Raw genomic sequence first — 23,945 nt, 5'->3', positions numbered from 1 at the left:
CGGGCGGGCGAGTGCGCAGATTCGTCGATATGACGAAAAATCGCACTCGCTGAGGGCGTAACGGCCGGTGACGCGGGCACTGAAGGGCTCTGCGCAGCAACGCCGGCACTCGGGGACCAAGGACGAGAGGCGAGACGGGCGCGCTCCGCCCCAGGCGTCCGGCCCGAGCCGCCCGCTCTTCGTCCGCGCTCAGGTCGGCCGCGGACCCTCGGTGCCGCTCATCCCCGGTACCTCCTCCAGGAGCTGACCGAGAACGTCATCGAGGGACGGGGCGCCCGTGACCTCGGAGGCGATGCGCAGGGCGGCAGCGCGGTGGTGCTCGTCCGCCAGGGCGGCGGCCACCACGGCCGCCAGCGGGGCGATGTCGGCACCGGTGAGCCCACCAATACCCTGTCCCTCCCCGGACCGTGGGACATATACCCGGCCGGCACCGGACCGCGCGACGCGCTCTGCGTTGGCGCCCTGATCGGCGAAGAAGGGGCAGACGACGACCGGCACGCCGGCGGCGAGGGCCCCGTAGGTCGTCCCCGAACCACCATGGCAGACGACGAGCCGGGCCACCCCGAGCACCCGGTCCTGGGCGACCCACGGTTCGACGCGGACGTTCGCCGGCTGGGGACCGAGCGACAGCCCGTCCCGGCCGACGGTTACCAGGACACGGACGGGAAGCCCCGCGAGGGCGGCGATCGCGGTGCGGTAGGACGCGACCGCCTCCGGGAGGCGGCCGAACACGGTCCCGAAGCTGAGGAGGATGAGCGGTCGCTCATCGCCGTCCCACCAGTCCGGCAGCGGCGGCACCGCGAGCCGGGGCAGGCGGTAGCGGCGCGTGTCCCGCCACGGCGAGGGATCAAGGGAGGACGGGAACGCGGTCAGGTAGGGCGCGCGGCGGATCGCCGCGACGGTTCCGGCGCCGTAGCCGTCGAGAACGTCCGCGACGTCACCGAGCACAGAACCCTCGACGGCGGAGAGCGAGATCCCGACCTGGGCGTGGGGAAGGCCCGCTTGGTGGGCGACGACGGCCGTTGCGTACTCGCTGGGTTCGCGCAGGATCAGGTCGGGCCGCTCGGCCAACAGGGCGGCGCGGACGGGGGCGAGCATCGCCGCCGCACCGTGCCCGGCGAACAGCTACCGGTCGATGAGCCCCGAGACGCTTTCCGCGGGTCCGCCCCGGACGCGCTCCCAGACCGCATCGACGACGCCGGGCGCGGGGTCCGCGCCGATGGTCACTCGTAGACCGGTCGCCGCCGCGCGGTCGCGGAGGGTGGGTGGAACAACCATGATCGCGGTGTGGCCGAGGCGCTCAAGGGCCGCCGCGGCGGCGGTGAGCGGCAACAGGTGGCCCGCACCACCGAGCGAACAGCCGAGCAGGACCCTCATCCTGGTTTCCGCTTGCGCCCGTATAGCGTGTCCGCCAGTCGGTCCCGCGTTGGGCGGTCGTTCACCGGCCGTCGGCGGTCGTCCCCAGCCGCTGGGGGGTGCCCAGCCGCTGGGGGGTGCCCAGCCGTTGGGGGGTGCCCAGCCGCTGGGGGGTGCCCAGCCGCACGCGGACGCCGGGGGAGCAGAGGACCCGTGGCGGGCCCGAGGGGGCGGGCAGGCCGGCGGCGACCACGAGTGAATCGTCGAGTTCGAGGAGTTCGGCAGAGAGCAGCGGCCACGGCTCGTGGATGATCGGAACGTAGGTGGTGATCCCGTACCAGCGGCTGTGCAGACCCCAGCGGGCGGTGAGGAAATGGTCGAGCGGGGTCGCCGTCACCGGGGCTCCGATCCGCACGGTGATCCGGGAGGCGGCGGGGCCGACACGCCGGCGGGTGAGATAGGTGAGTTCGCGGCCACTGGCGAGCAGGCGCATCGAGGACCAGATGTAGGGGATCCGGTAGCTCGCTCGGGCAACGGCGACCGGAAGCAGACGGCTCGCGTCGAGGGAGAAGAAGACGACACTGCGGCGCCCCTCACCGTCGACCGCATAGGCGCGGACGTTCGTCTCGAGAAAGCTCGACAAGTAGGGCACCGGGGCGGATCCGAGGACCCGGACGTCCCGCATCCAGAACGCGATCAGCCCGATCCAGGTGACCCCCCCGAAGGTGTCGGGAACCGTTCCGGCCGGCAGCAGCGGGGCGACCGCCGCCGGATCGTAGGGCCAGTGCAGATAGGTCAGCTGGGTCCAGCGCTGGGACATCACCACCCGAGCGGGCACGGGACCGGGGGTTGGATCGTAGGTCCCGGCGAACTCAAGGGCGGTCGCCGCGTCAACGGCCATACCCCGAGCGTAGGGGGCGACGAGAAGCATCGATGAAGATGTGGCGGCCACGGCAGCGCCCACCGCCCTCACCGTGGCGCGGTCTCGGCCCGCCGCCCCGCCTCGGCCCGACGGACCGCGGCGGCGAGGCCGTCGCTGCCGATCAGGCTGTGCGATCCGGTGATCAGCGGCGCCAGCGTGGTCAGGCCGAGCCGGGCGATCCGGTCGACGGCATCCACCCGCGTTTCGCTGACCAACGCCGACCGGCCCTGAGGCAGGGGCTCGACCCAGTTGGCAAACAGCACTCGGACGGTCCCACGCTCGCGCCACTCCCGGAACGCGGCCGCGTCAGGGAGGGATGGGTAGTCGCGCCGCAGCGTCCAGATCCGGCCGACGAGCCCGGACACGAGCACGCCATCGGCTACGCACAGAGGGTTGAACGGGGCGGACCGGAACATCTCGTCGAAGCGAGTGGCCGGTGTGAGCCCGGGGATCCGCAGGCGCACAAGCGCGCCGAGGGCGCGGGTGTCGGCGAGGGTGATGGCCCCGGCCGCTCGCCACAGCGAGACGGCGTCAACGTTGGCCTCGCGCCGGTGCTGTACGCGGATCACTGGAGTGGGCAGCCAGCCGTCGAGCCCCTCCGCCACCGCTGCTCCCACCCTCGGTTCCACCCCCGCAGTGTTGCGCGGCGCGCCCGCCACCGTCACCCAGCGGCTCACCGCGCCTCCGCTCACCGTATGCTCGCTCGCTGATGGCCTCGACCCGCAAGCGCCACGCCGTCGAACTGTTCTCCGGGCTGCCCGCCCACTATGACCGCGTCGGTGCGGTGATGAGCTTCGGCCAGGACCCCCGGTGGCGCCGGGCCCTCGTCGACTACATCGCCGCCGCCCCAGGGATGTCGATCCTGGACGTCGCCACCGGGACCGGGATGGTCGCCTTCGCCCACGCCGAACGGGGAGCGGACGTGATCGGACTCGACCAGAGTGAGGCGATGCTGTCAGGCGCCCAGGCGCGCCTCGCGGCAACGCCCGGGCTCGCGGGCCGGCTCGCCTTCCGGCGCGGTGAGGCCGAGGCGTTGCCGTTCCCCGATGCGAGCTTTGACGCGCTCTCCTTCACCTACCTGCTCCGCTACGTCGACGACCCTGCCGCGACGCTCGCGGAGCTCGCGCGCGTCGTCAAGCCGGGCGGACGGATCGGGATGGTCGAGTTCGGCGTGCCCGGCGACCCGGCCCTGCGGGCGCTGTGGCGGGTCCACACCCGGGTCGGCCTACCGCTCATCGGCCGGGTCGTCTCTGAGGACTGGTATGAGGTCGGTCGCTTCCTCGGCCCGAACATTGAGGCCTTCCACGCCGGACGGCCCGACCTGCTCGCGCTGTGGCGGGCGGCCGGGATCGGGCAGCTCGTCCGTCGCGACCTCAGCTTCGGAGCCGGGCTCGTCATCCTGGGGGTCAAAGACGCCGCCACGTCGGCCTGACCCGGCGGGGCCGACACCGCCCGCACCGACCGCAACGCCCGCAACGCCCGCGACCTCCTTCTATGCGCTCGCGCCCGGCGGCTGGCGGGACCTCGTCACCCTCCTGCACCCGCCGTATACGGCCTGGCATCTCAGTTACGTGGCGATCGGCGCGGCGCTCGCGCCGACGTTCGTGCTCTGGCGGCTCGGCGCCGCGCTCGCGGCGTTCCTGCTCGCCCTCGGGATCGGCTGCCACGCGCTGGACGAGCTGGCCGGACGGCCACTGGGGACCCGGCTGTCTCGGCGGGCCCTGATCGGACTCGCCGGGTTTGGCCTCGGCGGCGCGATCCTGCTCGGGGTCCTCGGTGCCCTCACCGTCTCAGTCTGGCTGATCCCGTTCATCCTCGCCGGGGCGTTCCTCGCCCTCGCCTACAACCTCGAGCTGTTCGCCGGCCGTTTTCACAGTGACGTCTGGTTTGCTCTCGCCTGGGGGGCGTTTCCCGCCCTCACCGGCTGGTTCGTCGAGGCGACCGACCTGCGCGCCGAGCCGGTGGTGATCGCCGGCTTCTGCACCCTCCTCAGCCTCGCCCAGCGGCGGCTCTCCACGCCTGCGCGCGACCTCAGGCGCCGCACCGCCACCCTGCACGGAGAGCTCACCCTCACCGACGGGCGCGTCTGGACCCTCGACCGGGCCGGCCTGCTCGGCCCGCTCGAGGGGGCCCTGTCGGCGCTGTGGATGGCGACGGTGCTGCTCGGAGTCGGACTCGTCGTCGGGCGGCTGTGGACCTGACACGGTGGCGGTGATGTGCGAGCCGCACCGCGTCCCGGTCCCCGACCACCTCCGGGCCTTCTGGCGCCACACCCCGGTCGCCGAACCCTGGCTCGAGGCGCTCCCGGCGACCGTCTCCGCCTGCGCGGACCGCTGGGCGCTGACCCTCGGGGAACCGTTCCGCGCCGGCAACGTCGCCTGGGTCGCCCCGGTCACCCGTGCGGACGGGAGCCCGGCGGTGCTGAAGGTCAACTTCCCCGAGCCCGAGAGCGAACCGGAGGGGGATGCGCTCGCATTCTGGGACCGGCGCGGAGCGGTCGGGTTGATCGACCAGGACCGCGACCGCCGGGCGCTGCTGATCGACCGCTGCCTCCCAGGCGACCCGCTCTGGTCCGTCGAGGACGAGGCGGCCGCCGACGCGATCACCGCCACCGTCCTCGCGACCCTCTGGCGGCCCGCTCCCGCCGACGGACCGTTCCGCACCCTCACCGACGATGCCCGCGATTGGGCCGCCGGCCTCCCCGGCCGTTGGCGACGCCACAGAGAGCCGTTTCCCCGCCGGCTGCTCGAAGAGGCGCTCACCCTCGTCGACGAGCTCAGCGCGCGCCCACCCGCGCCGGTTCTCTGTCACCAGGACGCCCACGGCGGCAACCTGCTGGCGGGGGCGGCGGGCTGGGTGGCGATCGACCCCAAGCCGCTGATCGGCGAGCGGGCCTTCGACCTCGCCTCACCGCTGCGCGACCGCCTCCCTGCCCTGCTGAGCGCACCGGACCCACGCCGGCGTCTCAGCCGGCGCCTCGACTTCTACGTCGACCGGTTCGGGCTCGACCGGGCCCGCGTGCGCGGCTGGGCGCTCGTGCACAGCCTCGCCTGGGGACTCACCGACACGGAGACGTTCCCCGACCAGATCGCCGCGGCGGCCCTGTTCGCGCAGTTGTGACCGGGCGTCCGTCCCGCCGGCTCAGCCCAGCAGCCCGGAGATGTCGGCCGCGGTGATCTGACCGGCGAACAGATCCCCGTCGTCCATCACCCCGGAGAAGAGCTGGGCCTTGCGGCGGGCGAGGGCGACGACCTTCTCCTCGACCGTGCCCTCGGACACGAGGCGGTAGACGACGACCGGCCGGGTCTGGCCGATCCGATGGCTGCGGTCGATCGCCTGGGCCTCCACCGCCGGATTCCACCACGGATCGAGCACGAAGACGTAGTCGGCCTCGGTCAGGTTGAGCCCGGCCCCGCCCGCCTTGAGGCTGATCAGGAACACCGGATCGGCTCCGGTCTTGAACCGGGTGAGGACCCGCTCCCGGTTGCGGGTGCGGCCGTCCAGATAGCAGTAGCCGATCCCCTCGGCGTCGAGGCGGGCCCGGACGCGGGCGAGAAAGCCGGTGAACTGGCTGAAGACGAGCGCTCGGTGGCCGCCGTCGATCACCTCATGCAACTGGGTGACGAGTTCATCGAGCTTGGCCGAGGGCACGTTCGCGTGCGCGTCATCGATCAGCCCGGCGTGGAGGCTGAGCTGGCGCAGCTTGGTGATCGCGGTGAGGACGCTGAGCCGGTTCGCGTTGAAGTCCTCGAGCAGCCCGAGGATCCGCGTCCGTTCGCGCTGGAGGTGGCGGTCATAGAGCGTGCGGTGACGCGGGTGCAGGGCAACGGTGAGGAGCTGCTCCTGCTTGGCCGGGAGCTCGGCGGCGACGAGCTCCTTGGTGCGGCGTTTGAGCAGCGGCCGGATCCGTCGCCGCAGCGTGGCGAGCCGCTCACCGTCGCCGTGGCGCTCGATCGGCCGGGCCCAGAACTCGCTGAAGCGCTCGGGGTCGGGGAACAGGCCGGGGGCGGTGATCGACAGCAGCGCCCACAGCTCGGTGAGGTTGTTCTCCATCGGCGTACCGGTGATCGCCAGCTTGAACGGCGCGTCGATCCGCCGGGCCGCCTGGTGGGTCTTGGCGTTGTGGTTCTTGACGTGTTGGGCCTCGTCGAGGAGCAGTCCGGCCCAGCGGCGCGCGCCGTAGCGGTCGGCGTCGAGGCGCAGCAGCGTGTAGGTGGTGACGACGATGTGGGCCCCTGCGGTCGTGTCGAGGATGTCGGCCCCGAGCTTGCGGTGGGTGTCGGCGATCGCCCGGACGTTGAGGTCGGGGACGAACCGCTGCGCCTCGGTCATCCAGTTGGGCAGAACGCTCGTCGGCGCGACGACGAGGAACGGGTCCTCGGCGCCGCCGCGCACCGCATGGGCGATGAGGGCGAGGGCCTGGACGGTCTTGCCCAGGCCCATGTCGTCGGCGAGGATCCCGCCGAGCCCGAGCTGCCAGAGGGTGGCGAGCCAGTCAAAACCCTCACGCTGGTAGGGGCGCAGCGTCGCCGTGAAGCCGCCCGGGAGCGGTGGTGAGATGACCTCCTCGAGCCCGCGGAGCGCCTCGAGCTGGGCCTGCCAGGCCTCCGCTTGGGCGCCGACGACGCCGAGGGCGACGAGCTCCTCCCACAGCGTCGCCTGGTAGCGGCTGATCCGCAGCGACCCGGGAGCTGACCCGTCTCCGAGCGTCCGCGCCTCGGCGATCAGCTGCGCGAGAGCGCGGAGCTCGGGGACGAGCAGGGAGAAGTGGGCGCCGTCATCCAACAGCAGATCGGTCTCACCCCGCGCGAGGGCGGCGAACACGGGCGCAAAGGCCAGCTCCACCCCGGCGACCCGGATCGTCACGCCGAGATCGAACCAGTCGGTCTGACCGGCCGCCGGCTCGGTCGAGAGCTCGACGACCAGGCTGTCGGCGACGTCGCGGTAGTCGGCGGGGGTGCCGGTCTCCTCGACGGTCACCGACTCGCGCAGGGCGGGCAGCGCCTGGGCGACGAACCGCGCGGTCGCGAGGCCCTCGAGGATGATCGGAGCGCCCGTCGGGGTCCCGGTCCCGTCCGAGGAACCCCAGACCGTCCCGGCCTCCGGGTCGCGGGCGATCGCCTCCAGCAGGGCCCGTTCGGCGCCGCGATCGCGGATCGCCGCGGCCGGATCGTCCCCGCCGACCGCGGCGAGGTCGCCGAGGTCGGCATCGATCAGCGTCTCACCGACGCGGTAACGCACCGCCCAGTCGAGCCAGGTGCGGTGCTCGGGCCCGTGTTCGACGCGGAGAACCAGCTCGGGGCCGCTCACCTCCGGGGCGCAGAAGCTCCCGTCGTGGGAGACGATCGGGGCGACCCGGCCGAGGGCGGGGGCGACCTCCGCGGTGAAGGCCGCCAGATCCGCGGCGGGGATCTGCACCCGTTCCCCGGCGAGCACCATCGTCTGCAGGGACGCCGGGGCGGGCCGCGTCAGGCGCAGCAGCCGCAGCGCTCCGTGATCGGACCGTGCACCACCGTCGGGCTCGCCGAACTCGCGCAGGAGGAGACCGTGGCCACCCTCACCCAGGAACAGGACCGGCGTCCGCGTGAGCACCGACGGGCGGGGCGGCTCCTCAGACATGATCGGCACCGCCTCCGCGGCCCCGTCCACGGCGACGGTGACGTCGAGGCGAAGCTCGGCGGACCCGATCTCCCGCACGGGCGGGCCGCCGGCGGCGTCGAGCAGCTCGACGCCGCGGACACGCGCCTCCTCGAGCAGGCCCCAGAACGGCCCGCCGTCGACGTCGGTGAGATCGAGCAGCTTGTCCTGGCTCCCGTAGCCGTACAGGTAGCGGCTCCCCCGGTGGGCCTGGGCGAGGGAGGCGAGCTCGCGAACGATGCCGAGGTGATCCTCACGCAGGGCCGAGGCGCGCTGATCCCAGGGGTCAAGGCGATTCCAGGTGAGCGATCCGTTGACCCAGCCGCCGCGGGCGCCCGGGCGCATCAGCTTCGCCTGCAGGCGCCGGCGGTGCGCGTCGGGGCCGCCGGTGACGACGAGCTCGAGGGCGAGGGGGGCGCCCGCGGTGGACCCGGTCGGGCGGCTCACCAACGGCACGAGCCGGTCCCGCCAGGACGGACCGGTGTGCGTGACCCCACCCGTCGACGCAGCGGCCACAGGCGGCTCGCCCGCGCCGGCCGACCCCGTCGCGCCCGTCGGTCCCCTCTCCGTCGGCGCAGGAGGCGGCGGCTGTCGCGCCGTCGCCGCAACCGCGACCGCGGCGACGTGCTTGCAGTCATAGCCGATCGGGCAGGTGCACTCGCCGTAGACGAACTGCAACTCCGTGCCGACCTCGGCGAAGCGCACCCGCGTCGTGTACAGACCGCTGCCGCGCACGCGGCCGGTGAGCGCGAGCTCCTCCTCATTCCAGTCGACCGACAGCACCCGCTTGCCGCGGGCATAGGCGGACCCGCGGGAGTAGGAGGTCTTGCCGACGGAGCGGGCGACCTCATCGAGGTCGACACGAGAGGGGAGCTCGAGCACCGACACGCCCCGGCATCATCGCGCAGCCCCGGGACGGAACCGCGCCCGCTTCCCGCACCGTGCGGTGTTTGCTGCCGCCCTGCCGCCAGATCCAGCCGGCCGGCACGCTGTCCGCCCACGGACCCGGTGCGCCGGGGTGGCGGGTCGCCCGAGCCCCCGGTACGCCGCCCGGGGGGGCCGGCTCACAGGCCGGCCCCCCCGCCACTGCGGCTCAGGGTGCGAACCGAGGATCAGGCCGCCGAGCTGATCGCCGGAGACTCCTCGACGGTCCGGTCGCCGAGCCTGATCTGCACCTGGCGGGGCTTCTTCTGCTCGGGCTTGGGGATGAGGATCTCCAGCACGCCACGGTCGAAGTGCGCCTGCACCTTGTCGCCGTCGACGCCCTCGGGCAGGGTGAGCGAACGGGAGAAGCTGCCGCTGCCACGCTCGAGCCGGGCATACGCCGCCTTGTGGGCGTCGTGCAGGGGCTTACGCTCGCCGGAGATCGTCAGGGTGCTGTCCTCGAGGGAGACGGTGACGTCGGCGTCGCTGAGGCCGGGCAGGTCGGCGTAGAGGACGTAGTGGTCTTCGCTCTCGACGAGGTCCATCGCCGGGATCCAGCGCCGCGCCGCGCCGGTTGCGCCGGCGTTGCCGGAATGGTCGAAGAAGGTGTTGAAGAGCCGGTTCATCTCGGACTGAATCGTGTTGAGCTCCGAAACCGGCTCCCAGCGGATGAGTGCCATGAGATACCTCCTATACCGTGGCCGTAGTACGGCCTGTACTCGCTGTGATATGAGTGAGTATACATGAGATTTTCGCACTCGTCCAGGCTGTGAGCTGGGTCGCCTTCCTGGCGACCGTCGAAGGCCGGCGTGCGCTTCAGTGGCGGTCCGAGGAGAGCAACGGGTCCATGGAGGCGGTTGGCGTCGCGGGGTCGACCTTCCCGGTCTGCCAGCGCTCCTCGAAGCGTCCGACCCGCCAGACCGTCAGCGCCATCGCCCAGGTCACGACGAACATCCCGACGATCATGAACCCGAGGACGTTGATGTCGATGTTCTCGAACCAGTTCCAGAACCCGCCGGTGAGAGCGAGGTGCTGGGCGAGCAGCCCGCCGATCTCGATCGTTCCGATCAGCAGCGCGACGGCCACCGACAGACCGGTGATGGTGAGGTTGTAGAAGACCTTGCGCACCGGTGCAGAGAACGCCCAGCCATAGGCGAGGTTCATGAAGGACCCGTCGATTGAGTCCAGCAGCGACATGCCGGCCGCGAACAGAACCGGCAGGCAGAGGATCGCGTACCACGGCAGGCCGGCGGCGCCTGCGCTGGCGGCGATCACGAGCAGGGCGACTTCGGTGGCGGTGTCAAAGCCGAGTCCGAACAGCACGCCGATCGGATACATCTGCGCCGGCCGGGTGACGGTCAGGGTCAACCGTCCGAAGAAGCGGTTCATCAGGCCGCGGCGGGCGAGTTCCTGTGCGAGCGCCGCCTCATCGAGCTGACCGGTTCGCATTCCCCGAAAGGCCCGAACGATCCCGACGAGGATGACGAGGTTGAGGGCTGCGATCAGGTAGAGGAAGCTCCCTGAGACGATCGTCCCGATCCAGCCGGTGATTTGATGCAGACTGGAGCTGTCGTGCCGAATGGGCCCGTCGAGCGCGCGAACCCCGAGTGAGATCGCAAACGCGAGCGCGAAGACGATCGTGGAATGCCCGAGTGAGAACCAGAAGCCGACGCTCAACGGCCGTTGACCTTCCCCCATCAGCTTGCGTGTCGTGTTGTCGATCGCCGAGATGTGGTCGGCATCAAAGGCGTGCCGCATGCCGAGCGTGTAGGCGGTGATCCCGATCCCGACCGTGAAGGTGCCCGACGCCCCCAGCCGGTAGTGGCCCGGGACAACCACCATCACCAGGGTCACAAATCCGATCACGTGCAGGAGACCGACCACAGCGACCATCAGCCCGAGCGCGCGACGCTGGGGTCGCTCGAGGGATCTCCAGAGTGAGCGCAGACGAGCCGGATGTCCGCGTGCGCCGGCGGTCCTCACGCGCGCGCCTCCACCCATCAGCTCACACGCGCTCGGCCGACCGATGGGTCGAGTGTTCCGGGCGCAGCAGCCCGCCACACTCCAGCAGCGTGTTGAGGTGATCTGCGACGCTGCCGCGAAGATGCCAGTCACCGGCGCTTCCGGTCACGATCCCGGCCTGGGACAGCCGGCTGAAAGCGTGCGAGACGGAGGGACGCTCAGCGCCGACCATCTGGCCCACCAGCCGGTGTGTCAGCGGCAGGGTGAGGCGCAGCCCGCAGGGTTCGACCCGTCCCCAGCGGACCGCCAGATGCCACAGCAGCAGGACCAGGCGGACCTCGAGCTTGGGTTGGCAGGAGATCGCCCGCAACACCGTCAGGTCGGTGGCTCGGTGTTCGGAGCGCCGGTACAGCACGTGGCTGATCTGGGGCCAGGCACGGATGCGATCGAGGAATTCCCCGTCGAGGACAGCGATGCGCGTCCGTGCCAGCACCCGCCACGTGGATGCCCCGCCGATCATCTCGTCCTCGTTCGTCTCCGGGGGCAGGAGCAGATCCGTACGGCCGAGTAGTTCCGTCACGGTCCGACCTGCCAGGTTCGTCTCCGCCGCGATCAGCCCGTCAACGATCAACAGCCCCGGCCCGGACCCGACTGCGCCGAACAGCAGCGAGAGGTCGCATTCACCGGGATCGGCCTCGAGCACCTTCGCTGTCGCATGCTGGCGGGCGGAGGGGCGCATCCGGATCTCGACCCCTTCGGCGAGCTCGTCATCGAGATCGAGCACGTAGCCGTAGAGGGCGCTGGAATCGGGCCGGCGGGCCGGGGAGGCGCTGAGACCGAAGGGGCGTGCCAGTGGTCTGAGCGTCCAATCACCATCGCTCATCATCAGTCCTGGCTCCCAACTCCTGATCGGCGTTCTCCCGCTGCCCGCTTCGGTGAGTCTATGGGCCGGCGCTGGCGGGATGTGAGTGAAATCCGCTGCGGTAACCCGGGTTACCGACCCTTGGGGTAACCCGGGTTACGGACAGGTGTTGACTGGTCGGAGGCGGTGCTAGAACCGGCAGCGATCCACCTGGCAGGCCGTTGACTCGGCGGTGTGCCGGCGACCAGCGAGGAGAGCGCGCCGCATGTGTCTGGCCATCCCCGGACAGATCCTTGAGATTGTCGACGAGGCACGTCGGATCGCCGTCGTCGACGTCGCGGGCGTTCGTCGCCGGATCAACGTCAGCCTGCTGGACGGTGACGGTTCCGGGAGCGGTGCTCAGTCGGGGGACTGGGTGCTCATCCACGTCGGCTTCGCGATCTCCGCCGTGGATGAGGATGAGGCGCGGGCCACCCGGGATCTGTTGGAGCGGATGGGGGCTGACTATGAACAGGAACTCGAACAGCTGAAGGCGAGCGTGATCGAATGACCGGAGCGCTCCCGAGCTCGGCTGGCGCGATCCCGGTGCACTGCATCACCTGCGCTGACGCAGCCGAGCCGGTGAGCATCGTGTCCGTCGACGCCGCTGCCGGACTGGCGTGCTGCACCGCATCCGGTGGCGAGGAGATCACGGTGCAGACCGCTCTGGTCGGACCGGTCACGGTCGGCCAGCGCCTGCTCGTCCACGCCGGAACCGCGATCGTGACGCTGGCGGGGGAGGCGGCGCCGTGATGAAGTTCGTCGACGAGTTCCGCAACCCCACGCTGGGCCGCGCGCTCGCTGGGGAGATTCTGTCGCTGGTGGAGCCCGGCCGTCACTACAAGCTGATGGAGGTCTGTGGCGGGCACACGCACGCGATCTACAAGTACGGCGTTGATGACCTGTTGCCGGCCAACGTCGAGTTGGTGCACGGTCCCGGCTGCCCGGTGTGCGTGATCCCGATGGGACGTGTGGATGACGCCGTCGCCATCGCCCGCCAGCCGGGTGTCATCTTCACCTGCTTTGGCGACATGCTGCGCGTCCCCGGCTCTGATCACTGTCTACTCGAGGCCAAGGCGGCCGGAGCGGACGTCCGCATGGTCTACTCCCCGCTTGATGCCCTGCGCATCGCGAAGGACAACCCGGACCGAGAGGTTGTCTTCCTGGCGATCGGCTTTGAGACGACGGCTCCGTCCACCGCGCTCACTCTCAAGCGTGCACGGGCCGAGATGGTCCACAACTTCTCCTGCCTGTGCAACCACGTCACGATCGTACCGCCGCTACGTGCGCTGCTGGAGTCGCCCGATCTCCGTCTTGACGGGTTCATCGGCCCCGGCCACGTCGCCACGATCGTCGGTGCCCGACCGTTCCAGTTCATCGCAGATGACTACGCCAAACCGGTGGTCATCGCCGGCTTTGAGCCCCTCGACATCCTCGCGGCGATCGTGATGATCCTCGGCCAGATCGGGGACGGCCGCAGTGAGGTTGAGAACCAGTACCGGCGCGTCGTTCCGGATGAGGGCAACCTGCGGGCACTCGAGGTGATGGCCGAGGTGTTCACGCTGCGGCCCCACTTCGAATGGCGGGGTTTGGGCTTCATCTCCCACAGCGGTCTGCGCCTGTCGGACGCCTACGCGGATCTTGATGCGGAACGGCGCTTCGATGTTCCCGGGGTGCGGGTCGCCGATCCCAAGGCCTGCCAGTGCGGGGAGGTGCTCAAGGGCGTGATCAAACCGTGGGAATGCAAGGTGTTCGGGAGCGCCTGCACCCCGGAGCGACCGATCGGCACCTGCATGGTCTCCTCCGAGGGAGCCTGTGCCGCTTATTACAACTACGGCCGGTTCGCGCGGGAACGGGAGGTCCTGTGATGACCAACTCCGCGGCCCTGTCTGCCCGTGAGGCGACCGTCCTCGGGATCATCGAGACCGCGCGCCGCCGGCGTGCGAAGTTCCGGGACCCCACGATCACGATGTCACACGGTGCCGGAGGCCGAGCGACTCAGAGCCTGATCGAGGGCCTGCTCGCGCCCGCGTTTGCCAACGCCACCCTTGACGCGATGGCTGATGCGGGGGCGCTGGTCACCGGCGGGGTGGAACTGGCCCTCAGCACGGACGCGTTCGTGGTGTCTCCGCTGCAGTTTCCGGGTGGATCGATCGGGAGCCTCGCGGTTCACGGCACCATCAACGATTTGGCCATGGTCGGAGCGCGTCCGCTCGCGCTGACCCTGTCGATGATCCTCGAGGAGGGGCTGGGCGCGGACGTGTTAGGAGCGGAGGTGACCGCGATCGCGGAGGCGGCACGGGGAGCCGACGTCAGCGTGATCGCCGGCGACACCAAGGTCGTCGAGCGCGGCCGTGCCGACGGGATGTACCTCACCACCACCGGCGTGGGACTGCGGGACCCGCGGGCCCGGCTCTCTCCGGCGTCGCTGGTCCCCGGCGACCGGATCCTGCTGTCGGGGACGATCGGCGAGCACGGGACGGCGATCATGCTCGCACGCAACGCATTTGAGCTCAACGCCGAGATCAGCTCAGACAGCTGCTCGCTGTGGCCGGCCGTCGACGCGCTGCTGGAGGGGGTGGGACCGTCGCTGCGATGCCTGCGGGACGCCACCCGCGGCGGGGTGGCGTCGGTGCTCAATGAACTGGCGCGCAGTTCCGGTGTCGCGATGGTCGTACGTGAGGCGGACGTGCCGGTGCGGGACGCCGTGGCCGGTGCGGCGGAGATCCTCGGCATCGATCCGCTGTACATGGCCAACGAGGGCAAGATGGTCGTGTTCGTCGCGCCGGAGGTGGCGGCGGAGGCTCTGGCGGCGCTTCGGGCCGTCCCGGGCTGTGAGCAGGCCGTTGAGATCGGCGAGGTACGACGGGAGCCCCCGGGCATGGTGCTGTTGCACACGAGCTTCGGGGGCCGGCGGGTGCTGGATCAACTCGTCGGCGATCCACTGCCACGGATCTGTTGAGGCGCGGCTCGCACCGCGTGTATGGGTGAGAGGAGACAACATGGCGAGTACGGCATACGCAGAGCAGTCCAAGACCGAGGCGGTCACCGCCCACGTCCTGTGGATGACCACCGGACTGAGCTGCGAGGGGGACTCGGTGGCGATGACCTCGGCCACCAACCCGAGCCTCGAGGACATCATCTTGCAGGCGATCCCGGGAATGCCGAAGGTGATCGTCCACAACCAGGTGATCGACTATGCCGTCGGGCAGGAGTACGCCCAGGCATGGTTTGACGCGGAGGCAGGGAAACTCGACCCGTTCGTCCTCTGCATCGAAGGATCGCTCGGCAACGAGGAGATCAACGGTGACGGGCACTGGACGGGCTTTGCGGTCAACCCGTCCAACGGCCAGCCGATCACCATGAATGAGTGGATGGACCGGCTCGCACCCAAGGCGGCCGCCGTCGTCGCGATCGGAACCTGCGCCACCTACGGCGGGATCCCGGCGATGAAGAACAACCCGACCGGGGCGATGGGTGTCCCCGACTATCTCGGCTGGAGCTGGAAGTCAAAGGCCGGCCTGCCGGTCATCTGCATCCCCGGCTGTCCGGCCCAGCCGGACAATATGACCGAGGTTCTGCTCTACCTCGCGCTGCACCTCGCCGGGCTGGCACCCGCACCCGAGTTGGATGAGGCACTGCGGCCCAAATGGCTGTTCGGGCGCACCGTCCGTGAGAGCTGCAACCGCGCCGGGTTCGCCGAGCAGGGCGACTTCGCCACCGAGTACGGGTCAGATCATCGCTGTCTGATCAAGCTCGGCTGCAAGGGGCCCGTGGTGAAGTGCAACGTTCCGGTGCGGGGCTGGGTCAACGGCATCGGCGGATGCCCGAACGTCGGGGGCATCTGCATGGCCTGCACGATGCCTGGCTTTCCGGACAAGTTCATGCCGTTCATGGACGAGGACAAATACGGCGCGATGGCGGCCAACGTGATCAAGTTCAGTTACGGGCCGATCGTCCGCTACTTCCGCATGCGCAATATCAGGCGGGAATATGACGTGGAACCCGAGTGGCGCCGCCGGAGCTCGACGCTCAGCAGCGGCTACGCAAAGCGCTGGTGAACGGTGGACGCTCGAGCGCGCCGGCAGGTAAGCGCGAGCGCGCGCTGAGAATGCAACGAGGAGGAGTGAGTGATGGCGGTCACAACGGCAAACAAGGTCATGGTCAAGGAGATGTCCTGGGATCCGATCACGCGGATCGTGGGCAGCCTCGGAATCCACACGGAGATCGATTTCTCCAATCGGCAGGTACTCAAGTGCTACAGCACGTCGATGATCTTCCGTGGCTTTGACATCTTCATGAAGGGGATCGATCCGCGTGACGCCCACTTCATCACGAGTCGGATCTGTGGGATCTGCGGCGACAACCACTGTACGTGTTCATGCCTGAACCAGAACATGGCCTATGGGGTCAAGCCACCCAAGCTCGGCGACCTTGCCTTCAACCTCGCAGAGACCGCCGACTACATCTTCGACCACGCGATCTACAACGACTGCATGGCCAACGTCGACTTCTGTGAGCAGATGGTCAAGGAGACCAACCCGAGCCTGCTCGCCAAGGCCGAGCAGACGGCTGCGCCGGGACGGGACATCCATGGCCACAAGACGATTGCCGACATCATGCGGGCGCTGAATCCATTCACCGGCGAGTTCTATCTGGAGACGCTGCACGTTGCTCGTTACACGCGAGAGATGTACTGCCTCTTCGGCGGTCGTCACACCCATCCGTCGACGATCATGCCGGGCGGCTGCAGCGCGGATATCACCCACCAGACCTGTACCGATTACTACGTGCGCCTGATGCGCTACTTCGACTATGTCAAGCGCAGCGTGCCGATGCACGATGATCTCTACGACTTCTTCCTTCAGGAACTTCCCGGCTATGACATGGTCGGATACCGGGAGACCAACCTCGTCAACTGGGGGTCGTTTGACGACCCTGATTATGTTGACTACGACTACCGTCACATGACCGACTGGGGTCGCCGCCGTTACATCACCCCTGGCGTGGCGATCGGTGGGGAGTTGATCTCAACGGACCTGGTTGAGATCAACCTGATGATCCGGATCCTGCTCGGCTCCTCCTATTTTGACGGTTGGCAGAACGAGCCGACGTTCGTCACCCATGATCCGCTGGGGAATCCGGTCGACAAGAACCATCCCTGGAACAAGGTCACGCTGCCCCGCCCCCAAAAGCGGGACTTCACCGACAAGTACACCTGGGTCGTGTCACCCCGCATGTTCGACAAGCGGACGGGGGCGCATGTCTGCTGCGATACCGGCGGGGGTCCGTTTGCGCGCCAGTGGTGCACGGCAAAGGCAGGAGTGGTCGACTTCGGCTATGCCAAGGCGACCGGGCACTCGATCCAGATGGTGCTCCCGCGCTCACCCAAGCTGCCGGAGATGGAGCTTGAGTGGCAGGTGCCCGAGAAGTCCAACGCGATCGAGCGCGACCGCGCGCGTACCTACCACCAGGCCTACAGTGCGCTGATCGCCCTGCACAATCTTGAGCGGGCGATCAAGGAGGTGCAGGCCGGACGTACCAAGAGCTGGAACAGCTTCAAGGTGCCCGAGGACGCCGTCAGCGTCGGCTTCCACGAAGCAGCCCGCGGCGTCCTCTCCCATCACATGGTGATCCGGGAGGGGAAGATCGCCAACTACCAGCCCTACCCTCCGACGCCGTGGAATGCCAGCCCCCGTGATGTCTACGGTACCCCCGGACCGTATGAGGACGCGGTCCAGAACACTCCTCTCTTCGAGGAGAACGGCCCGGATAACTTCAAAGGCATCGACATCATGCGCGCGGTGCGCTCCTTTGACCCCTGTCTGCCCTGTGGGGTCCACATGTACACCGGGACGGGCCGGGTGCGCAAGGTCACCCACACGCCCACGGCGATGGCCTGACGCAGATGACCGTCCCGGTTCAGACGGCCCCCGCACCCGACCGTGTCGAGGAACTGGTCGGGGCTGTGCAGGAGTTACAGGCCGCCATGGATGGCGCCGGCGACGCCTTGGTCCGCGGGCTGGCCGAGGAACTTGTCGCCGCCGTGATCAGGATGTACGGCAGCGGTCTGGAGCGGCTGCTCGCGACCGTCGCGGCGGCCGGAGACACGGGCGCCCAGATCATCGCGGCGCTCACTGAGGATCCACTGATCACGACCCTGCTGTTCATCCATGACCTCCACCCGGTTCCGCTGGAGGACCGGGTGCAGGCCGCCCTCGATTCGGTCCGCCCCTACATGGCCTCCCATGGGGGCAATGTCGAACTGCTCGGGGTCGAGGCGGGGGTCGCTCGCATCCATCTGCGTGGCAGCTGCTCTGACTGTTCGGCGTCAGCGGTCACGCTCGAGCTGGCGATCAAGCAGGCGCTGGAGGCCCATGCCCCCGACCTCGAGGGTCTTGAGGTCGAGGGTGTCGCGCCCCAGACCGTCGGCCGCGCCGGTCTCCCGATGCTCACCGGGGCGCACGGCTCGGGGATGGAGCTGCCCGTGGTGATGGCGGGACCGCCGCGGGAGCGAACCCGGGCCGGCGGGTCTGGAGGCGGGTCCGCCGGCGGGTCTGCCGACCCGGGGCCTGGCACCGCGGCGGGGCCGGGAGCATGGATCGAGCTGGCGTCCGATCAACGGCCGCCGGGGGACACCGTACTCGGGGCGACTGTCGGGGACACGGCGCTGGTGGTGGCGGACGTCGACGGAACGCTGCTTGCCTACCGCGACGTCTGCGCGGGCTGTGGCGCACCGATCCATGACGGTGCTCTCACCGACGGGACGCTCACCTGTCCGCACTGTCGGCGTGCCTTCTTCCTGCCCCGCGCCGGGCGATCGATGGATGACGATCAGCTCCAGCTCGAGCCCGTCCCGTTGCTGATCGAGGCAGGCTGCGTGCGGGTGGCGCTCGCCCGATGAGCCCCCAGGGCCTCACTCCGGGGTACGTCCAGGCCCGGCGTGCCGGCGCGCCGGTGACCGCGCACCAGCGCGCCAGGACGGTGTCCGGCTTGCGGGCCCTGATGCAAGGTGAGGCCCCGGGTGTCCGTCCAGACGCCCGGTCCGGTCGCCCGGGGCATGCGCTGGCGGGACCGGCACCGCTGAGCGCGTGCTGTGAGCTGTGTGGGGGAAGGATCGAGGATCAGCATCGCCATCTCATCGCGCTCGTCCCACGCCAGATCATCTGCACGTGTGAGGCCTGCTGGGGGATGCGGTCGGGAGAGGGCGATTACCGGCCGGTCGGGAGCCGCACCCTGTGGCTGGGGGAACTGCAGCTGCCCGATGACCTCTGGGCGCGCTTTCAGATTCCCATCGGTCTGGCCTTCTTCATGCACTCGACGGTCACCGCCTGCGTCGTGGCCATGTATCCCAGTCCCGTCGGCGCCACGGAATCGGAGCTGCACTTCAGCGCCTGGAACGAGATGACGGAGCGCAACCCGCTGCTCGCAAGCCTGGAGCCCGACATTGAAGCGCTGATCGTCAACCGGCTCAGCGAACCTGCCCAGTCCGTGATCGCCCCGATCGACCGCTGCTATGAGCTGACGGGCACGATCAAGGCGCACTGGGAGGGGATCTCCGGCGGAGCCGGCGTTGCGGAGGCGGTGGCCGCGTTCTTCACGCGCCTGCGGCGCGAGGCCCGGACATGGCCGTGAGCGCCATGCTGTCAGCGGGCGAACCTGACGCAGGTCCTGCGGCCGTGCCCGATCCGGAGTTCGCGATCCTCGCCGCCCGCCCGCTGCGTCATGCGGCGCTGCCGATGATGTCACTTGACCTGGCGGTGTCGGAACCGAGCGGACGGCCGGTCTGGCTGATCGCCCTCAGCGTGGCGATCATGATCGAACCCGCCCGGCGGCGCTATGACGACGCCACCGGTGAGCGGTTGCTCGAGCTGTTCGGTTCGCCCGAGCGTTGGGCGGTGACGACCCACAGCCTGGTGTGGTCCACCTGCGAGGTCCTCGTTCCCGCATTTACCCAGTCGACCGTGGTCACACTCTCGGTCCCCTGCAGCTTCGACATGGAGCTCGCCGCCGTCAAGTACCTGTACGCGCTGCCGGACGGGGAGGCGCCGCTGGCGCTGCACTTCAACGGCACCATCTACTACCCCGGCCCCGACGGTCAGATCCAGATGACGCTGGTGCCGTGGACCAAGTCGATCGACTACCGGCTGGAGATGGCGGTCTGGCGCCAGACCGTCGATCACTACTACCCCAACACGGCGTGGGTCGCGGTGCACACCGAGACCCTGGAGGCGCTGCAGCGCGCAAAGCTCGACCGCGGTCTGCCGACCCTCGACGCGTGCGTCCGGACGCTGCTGGAGCACGGCGATGGTTGACACGCTGGAGGAACTGCTTGATTCGCTGGTGTTCGAGGGCTACGCCCTCTACCCCTACACCCCCGGCTCGACCAAGAACGCGACCCCGACACCGTTCGGGATCCTCTACCCGCCCGCCTACGCCAGGACGCTCGCCACGGCATTTGATCACCTCGAACTCCGCTGCGAGCTCCACGCGCCCCCGGACGCGGTGCTCGCCGCAGAGGTCCGCTTCCTGAGCCCCGAGGGTGAGCGGCACCGGGCTCAGGCTCAGCGCGTCGATCAACCGGGCGGCATGCTCGGCGCGCTCACCCACGGGCCGATGGCCAAGCAGGTCCTGGTCCCCTGCAAGGACGGTCCCGGTCTGACCGTCGGGTTGTGCCTCAGCGCGCGGGTGATCGACTCCGGTTCTGACCGCCATGAGGTGACCCTGATGGTTGAGAACCGGACGGCCATGCATCGAGTCGGCCATCTCGACCGGTCCGGGGCCCTGGCCTTCTCACTGCTCTCCACGCACCCGATCCTGCGGGTCAGCGGGGGCCGCTTCATCTCGCCCTTCGAACGTGCCTATGACAGCGTCAACACGTTTCCGGTGCTCGCCACACCCGCGGATGACGTGATCATCGGCGCCACGATCATGCTGCCCGATCACCCTCAGATCGCGCCGGAAAGCCGCGGTTCGCTCTTTGACGGGACCGAGATCGAGGAGGCGCTGCTGCTGCATCTGCAGGCGCTCAGTGACGGTGAGCGCGCCGAGATCGCCGGACAGGACCCCGCTCTGAGGGCCGCCCTCGTGCGCGCCGCGACGGCAACCCCCGCTGATCTCGCCGCCCTGCACGGTCGCGTCAGCCTCCGCGACCGCCAGACCGACGAGCCGCCGACCGAGCCGCCCGGGCTCAGCGATCCGAGCGTCGGTGAACAGTCCGTCGAGGTCGGCGGCCGGTCCTTTGCGCGCGGAAGCAGGGTCCGGCTCCGGCCAGGGGTGGATGCCGACCTGCAGGCCCGCATGCTCGAGGGACGCACCGCGACGATCGAGCGGATCATGACTGCCTATGACGGCTGCATCCATCTGGGTGTGACCATCGACGGCGACCCCGGCCAGGCGCTGATGCGCGAGTCCGGACGACTGCTGTATTTCTTTCCCCCTGAGGTGGAGGTGATCGACCCGTGAGCGTCATTCACGAACCGGGTGGCGCCGAGCGGTTGGGCAGTGTGCTGATCGCCGGCGTCGGCAGTAGTTGGTTGGGGGACGACGGGTTCGGTGGGGAGGTCGCACGACGGCTGTCGGCAGGCTTACTCCCGCCGGGGGTGGCGGTGATGGATGCCGGAACCGGTGGACTCGATCTCGCCTATGAGGTGATGCGCGGCTACGACGCGCTGATCATCGTCGACGTCAGCAAGCAGGGTGGCGCTCCGGGAACGCTGTACGTGATCGAGCCAGACGAAGCCGACGTGGAGGCGGGGATCGAGGACGGGGCGGTGATCAATCCCCACGGGATGGACCCCAGGACCGTGCTGCGCTTCGTCAAGTCAGTGGGTGCCTGGCCCGGCCGGGTCCTGGTGATCGCCTGTGAGCCCGCCACGGTGGACGAGCCCAGGTGGGGCCTCTCAGCGCCTGTGGCCGAGGCGGTGGAGCACGCCGTCAGCGTCGTGATCGAGACCGCAGCGGAGCTGCTCGGCGCACCCGCGCCCGAGCCGAGGTCCAGCCGTGCATGAGCTGGCACTGTCGGGGGCGATCGTCAACACCGCGGTCAAGCATGCCCGCGGACGGCCGGTGAGCGCGATCCACCTCCGTGTTGGCGTCCTGCGCCAGGTTGTGCCCGACACGCTTGCGTTCTACTTCGCCTTCGTGGCGCGCGGCACTCTCTGTGAGGGCGCCACTCTCGATCAGGAGCGGATCGGCGCGCGGCTCGGATGCCGGGGCTGTGCCGCGACCTGGGGGATTGAGATCCCCGCGTTCCGCTGCCCGCACTGCGGTGGCTCGGAGGTCGAGATCCTCACCGGCCAGGAGTTCGAGGTTGAGTCCATCGAGGTCGAGGAGGAGACGGCATGCATCGCGTGAAGGTGACGGTGGTGGAGGAGGCCCTGGACGCCAACAACACGATCGCGGCCGCGAACCGGGCCGACTTCGATCGCCACCGCGTGCGGGTGATCAATCTGATGGGCGCTCCCGGAGCGGGGAAGACGACGCTGCTGGAGCGGGTCCTCGGCCGACTCGAGGGTGTGCGCGTCGGCGTGCTCGAGGGTGACGTGCAGGGGTCTCTGGACGCGGACAGGCTCGCCTCCCTCCACGTGCCCGTCACCCAGCTCAACACCGATCCGAGCTTCGGTGGCGAGTGTCACCTGGATGCCAACATGGTCCGCTCGGCGATCGGCGCCCTTCCGTTGTCGGAGATCGACCTGCTCGTGGTCGAGAACGTCGGCAACCTGGTGTGTCCGGCCGAGTTCCGCATCGGTGAGGACGTGCGCGCGATGGTCTGCTCGGTCACCGAGGGGGAGGACAAGCCGCTGAAGTATCCGCTGATGTTCCGGGCCTGTGACCTCGTCATCATCAACAAGGTCGATCTTCTCCCCTACGTCGATGTCGACCTCGAACGTCTTTGCGCCCACATCGATCAGGTCCATCCCGGCGTCGAGATGATCGTCGCGAGCGGCTCCTCCGGTGAGGGGCTTGACCGGTGGCGGCACTGGCTGATGGCCGCCGCCCGCCCTCCGGCGCAGGTGAGTCTCCGGTGAGTGGGCCGGCGCTGACAGCCCTGGCCGATGCTGATGGCCGCCGCATCGATGATCAGCTGCACCGGCGGACGGCGGCGAACCTGCGCTTCTTCTCGGCCGAGGCCGCGCCGATCGCGGCGCTCTGTCACCAGATGGCCGAGCGGTTCGCTCGGGGTGGACGGCTGATCGCGCTCGGTGCGACGCCGGCGGACCGCTCCGACGCGCGGCACGTGGCGGTGGAGTTCGTCCACCCCGTGATCGTCGGCAAGCGTGCCCTCCCGGCGCTCGCGCTCGGCCCTGAAGGGGGCGCCCTCGCCGTCCAGGTCGACCTGCTGGCGCGGACCGAGGACGTCGTGATCAGCTTCGGAAGCGACGCCGACGCGGTCGCGGACGGCGTCCGCGCAGTCGCCGTCGCCCGCGCTCGTGGCTGTCTGACCCTGGGTTTCAGGGCCGGGATGAAGGCGGAATGGCTCTTTGATCCGTCCGCCGACGATCCGATGGTCCGACAGGAGTTGATCGAGACGCTCTACCACGTGCTCTGGGAACTTGTGCATGTGTTCTTCGAGCACCGCGGGCTTCTGGCCGGACGGACGCCGCGACCGGTCCACGACGCCGGTGCCTCGGCGTTTCTGTACCCGTTCCTCGCAGAGTCCGAGGTTGCGCTGGGGCCGGTCCTCGAGGATGTGCGTCGCTCGGTGGTGATGAAGGCGAGGGAGACCGGCGCGCTGCGGGAGCGGACGTTGCGTGAGAACGGCCGCGTGCTGGCTGATGCCGCCGCGGATCTGCGCCGCTGCCTCAGCGGCGGCGGAACGGTGTTCACGCTCGGCAACGGCGGTTCGGCCACCGACGCGATGGATCTCGCTGCCGACCTGCGAGCGGCGGGTCATCCCGCCGTCGATCTCACCGAGGACACGGCGATCATCACCGCGATCGCCAACGACATCGGCACCGAGGCGATCTTCGCCCGGCAGGTGATCGCCCATGGTCACCGGGGGGACGCACTCATCGCCCTCTCCACGTCCGGCAGTTCGGCGAACGTGATCTCGGCGCTCGCAGAAGCCCGCCGGCGAGATCTTGTGTCCGTGGCGCTCGTCGGGTATGACGGCGGCCGGATCGTCTCGGAACGGTTGGCTGATCGCGTGATCGTCACCCCCTCCGAATACATCCCGCGGATCCAGGAAGCACAGGCGAGCGCGTATCACGTCCTTTGTGAACTTGTCGGCTGAGCCGCGAG

25 protein-coding genes are annotated in these 23,945 nt (G+C 69.5%); 17 read left to right on the top strand and 8 right to left on the bottom strand.

Translation table 11 applies throughout. From position 1 onward, the window contains the following. Positions 1-189: 189 nt before the first annotated feature. The 4 genes from M3M55_RS00575 to M3M55_RS00560 all read right to left on the bottom strand — a co-directional run bounded on the left by M3M55_RS00575 (position 190) and on the right by M3M55_RS00560 (position 2,907). Entirely contained in the window at positions 190-1,098 is a 909-nt protein-coding gene (locus M3M55_RS00575; RefSeq protein ID WP_249010881.1) for a glycosyltransferase, read from the bottom strand. Positions 1,099-1,125: 27 nt separating this feature from the next. After that, on the bottom strand, positions 1,126-1,377 hold the full coding sequence (locus tag M3M55_RS00570) for a hypothetical protein (protein WP_249010880.1): 252 nt from the start codon (positions 1,375-1,377) through the stop codon (positions 1,126-1,128). Between the two features lie 61 nt (positions 1,378-1,438). Beyond that, the gene (locus tag M3M55_RS00565; RefSeq protein ID WP_249010879.1) at positions 1,439-2,257 is read right to left on the bottom strand and encodes a YqjF family protein; all 819 of its coding nucleotides are present in this window, start codon (positions 2,255-2,257) and stop codon (positions 1,439-1,441) included. Between the two features lie 68 nt (positions 2,258-2,325). Further along, a complete protein-coding gene (locus M3M55_RS00560) occupies positions 2,326-2,907 on the bottom strand; it encodes a hypothetical protein (protein WP_249010878.1) in 582 nt (193 codons plus the stop codon). Between the two features lie 80 nt (positions 2,908-2,987). On the opposite strand from M3M55_RS00560, the gene M3M55_RS00555 reads away from it, so the two are divergent. The 3 genes from M3M55_RS00555 to M3M55_RS00545 all read left to right on the top strand — a co-directional run bounded on the left by M3M55_RS00555 (position 2,988) and on the right by M3M55_RS00545 (position 5,398). Continuing rightward, positions 2,988-3,710 carry a class I SAM-dependent methyltransferase gene (locus M3M55_RS00555; protein ID WP_249010877.1) on the top strand — a complete coding sequence of 241 codons (723 nt, stop codon included), beginning with the start codon at positions 2,988-2,990 and terminating at the stop codon, positions 3,708-3,710. A 139-nt stretch (positions 3,711-3,849) separates the two neighbouring features. Then, the gene (locus M3M55_RS00550) at positions 3,850-4,479 is read left to right on the top strand and encodes a hypothetical protein (RefSeq protein WP_249010876.1); all 630 of its coding nucleotides are present in this window, start codon (positions 3,850-3,852) and stop codon (positions 4,477-4,479) included. Between the two features lie 13 nt (positions 4,480-4,492). Next, a complete protein-coding gene (locus M3M55_RS00545; protein WP_249010875.1) occupies positions 4,493-5,398 on the top strand; it encodes an aminoglycoside phosphotransferase family protein in 906 nt (301 codons plus the stop codon). Positions 5,399-5,419: 21 nt separating this feature from the next. Here the strand turns inward: M3M55_RS00545 and M3M55_RS00540 are convergent, their stop codons facing one another. From M3M55_RS00540 to M3M55_RS00525, 4 genes are all read right to left on the bottom strand, one after another. Continuing rightward, a complete protein-coding gene (locus M3M55_RS00540) occupies positions 5,420-8,803 on the bottom strand; it encodes a DEAD/DEAH box helicase (RefSeq protein ID WP_249010874.1) in 3,384 nt (1,127 codons plus the stop codon). A 224-nt stretch (positions 8,804-9,027) separates the two neighbouring features. Next, the gene (locus tag M3M55_RS00535) at positions 9,028-9,519 is read right to left on the bottom strand and encodes an Hsp20/alpha crystallin family protein (RefSeq protein WP_249010873.1); all 492 of its coding nucleotides are present in this window, start codon (positions 9,517-9,519) and stop codon (positions 9,028-9,030) included. A gap of 136 nt (positions 9,520-9,655) precedes the next feature. Then, complete coding sequence (locus tag M3M55_RS00530; protein WP_371878716.1) at positions 9,656-10,840, bottom strand: HoxN/HupN/NixA family nickel/cobalt transporter; 1,185 nt, start codon at positions 10,838-10,840, stop codon at positions 9,656-9,658. A 4-nt stretch (positions 10,841-10,844) separates the two neighbouring features. Continuing rightward, the gene (locus M3M55_RS00525; protein ID WP_249010871.1) at positions 10,845-11,684 is read right to left on the bottom strand and encodes a helix-turn-helix domain-containing protein; all 840 of its coding nucleotides are present in this window, start codon (positions 11,682-11,684) and stop codon (positions 10,845-10,847) included. Positions 11,685-11,928: 244 nt separating this feature from the next. Between M3M55_RS00525 and M3M55_RS00520 the strand changes: the two genes are divergently transcribed. The 14 genes from M3M55_RS00520 (at position 11,929) to M3M55_RS00455 (ending at position 23,937) form a co-directional block, all read left to right on the top strand. Beyond that, positions 11,929-12,213 carry a HypC/HybG/HupF family hydrogenase formation chaperone gene (locus M3M55_RS00520; RefSeq protein ID WP_249010870.1) on the top strand — a complete coding sequence of 95 codons (285 nt, stop codon included), beginning with the start codon at positions 11,929-11,931 and terminating at the stop codon, positions 12,211-12,213. Then, entirely contained in the window at positions 12,210-12,455 is a 246-nt protein-coding gene (locus tag M3M55_RS00515; RefSeq protein WP_249010869.1) for a HypC/HybG/HupF family hydrogenase formation chaperone, read from the top strand. The genes M3M55_RS00520 and M3M55_RS00515 overlap by 4 nt, the downstream gene beginning before the upstream one ends. Beyond that, complete coding sequence (hypD, locus tag M3M55_RS00510; protein ID WP_249010868.1) at positions 12,455-13,570, top strand: hydrogenase formation protein HypD; 1,116 nt, start codon at positions 12,455-12,457, stop codon at positions 13,568-13,570. The genes M3M55_RS00515 and hypD overlap by 1 nt, the downstream gene beginning before the upstream one ends. Beyond that, positions 13,570-14,664, top strand: a complete 1,095-nt coding sequence (hypE, locus tag M3M55_RS00505; protein ID WP_249010867.1) for a hydrogenase expression/formation protein HypE — start codon at positions 13,570-13,572, stop codon at positions 14,662-14,664. The genes hypD and hypE overlap by 1 nt, the downstream gene beginning before the upstream one ends. Positions 14,665-14,704: 40 nt before the next feature. Further along, positions 14,705-15,763: a hydrogenase expression protein HypE gene (locus tag M3M55_RS00500; protein ID WP_249010866.1), complete on the top strand. Its 1,059-nt coding sequence runs from the start codon at positions 14,705-14,707 to the stop codon at positions 15,761-15,763. A 72-nt stretch (positions 15,764-15,835) separates the two neighbouring features. Continuing rightward, positions 15,836-17,605 carry a nickel-dependent hydrogenase large subunit gene (locus tag M3M55_RS00495; protein WP_249010865.1) on the top strand — a complete coding sequence of 590 codons (1,770 nt, stop codon included), beginning with the start codon at positions 15,836-15,838 and terminating at the stop codon, positions 17,603-17,605. Positions 17,606-17,610: 5 nt separating this feature from the next. Further along, a complete protein-coding gene (locus M3M55_RS00490; RefSeq protein ID WP_249010864.1) occupies positions 17,611-18,606 on the top strand; it encodes a NifU family protein in 996 nt (331 codons plus the stop codon). Then, positions 18,603-19,337, top strand: coding sequence for a DUF5947 family protein (locus M3M55_RS00485; protein WP_249010863.1), 735 nt, complete (start codon positions 18,603-18,605; stop codon positions 19,335-19,337). Before M3M55_RS00490 ends, M3M55_RS00485 begins: the two co-directional genes overlap by 4 nt. Before the next feature lie 44 nt (positions 19,338-19,381). After that, complete coding sequence (locus tag M3M55_RS00480) at positions 19,382-20,017, top strand: DUF6084 family protein (RefSeq protein ID WP_249010862.1); 636 nt, start codon at positions 19,382-19,384, stop codon at positions 20,015-20,017. After that, positions 20,010-21,167, top strand: coding sequence for a hypothetical protein (locus tag M3M55_RS00475; protein WP_249010861.1), 1,158 nt, complete (start codon positions 20,010-20,012; stop codon positions 21,165-21,167). Before M3M55_RS00480 ends, M3M55_RS00475 begins: the two co-directional genes overlap by 8 nt. After that, positions 21,164-21,712 (top strand): hydrogenase maturation protease, encoded by a 549-nt coding sequence (locus tag M3M55_RS00470; protein WP_249010860.1) that lies wholly within the window; start codon positions 21,164-21,166, stop codon positions 21,710-21,712. Before M3M55_RS00475 ends, M3M55_RS00470 begins: the two co-directional genes overlap by 4 nt. Next, complete coding sequence (locus M3M55_RS00465; RefSeq protein ID WP_249010859.1) at positions 21,705-22,058, top strand: hydrogenase maturation nickel metallochaperone HypA; 354 nt, start codon at positions 21,705-21,707, stop codon at positions 22,056-22,058. The genes M3M55_RS00470 and M3M55_RS00465 overlap by 8 nt, the downstream gene beginning before the upstream one ends. After that, a complete protein-coding gene (gene hypB, locus M3M55_RS00460) occupies positions 22,046-22,732 on the top strand; it encodes a hydrogenase nickel incorporation protein HypB (protein WP_249010858.1) in 687 nt (228 codons plus the stop codon). Before M3M55_RS00465 ends, hypB begins: the two co-directional genes overlap by 13 nt. Beyond that, entirely contained in the window at positions 22,729-23,937 is a 1,209-nt protein-coding gene (locus tag M3M55_RS00455; RefSeq protein WP_249010857.1) for an SIS domain-containing protein, read from the top strand. The genes hypB and M3M55_RS00455 overlap by 4 nt, the downstream gene beginning before the upstream one ends. Positions 23,938-23,945 lie beyond the last annotated feature (8 nt).

This window comes from Conexibacter sp. DBS9H8 (assembly GCF_023330685.1).
Taxonomy (GTDB): domain Bacteria; phylum Actinomycetota; class Thermoleophilia; order Solirubrobacterales; family Solirubrobacteraceae; genus Palsa-465.
Note: the sequence above shows the minus strand (reverse complement) of the source record. Positions and strands in the feature narration are given on the sequence as shown.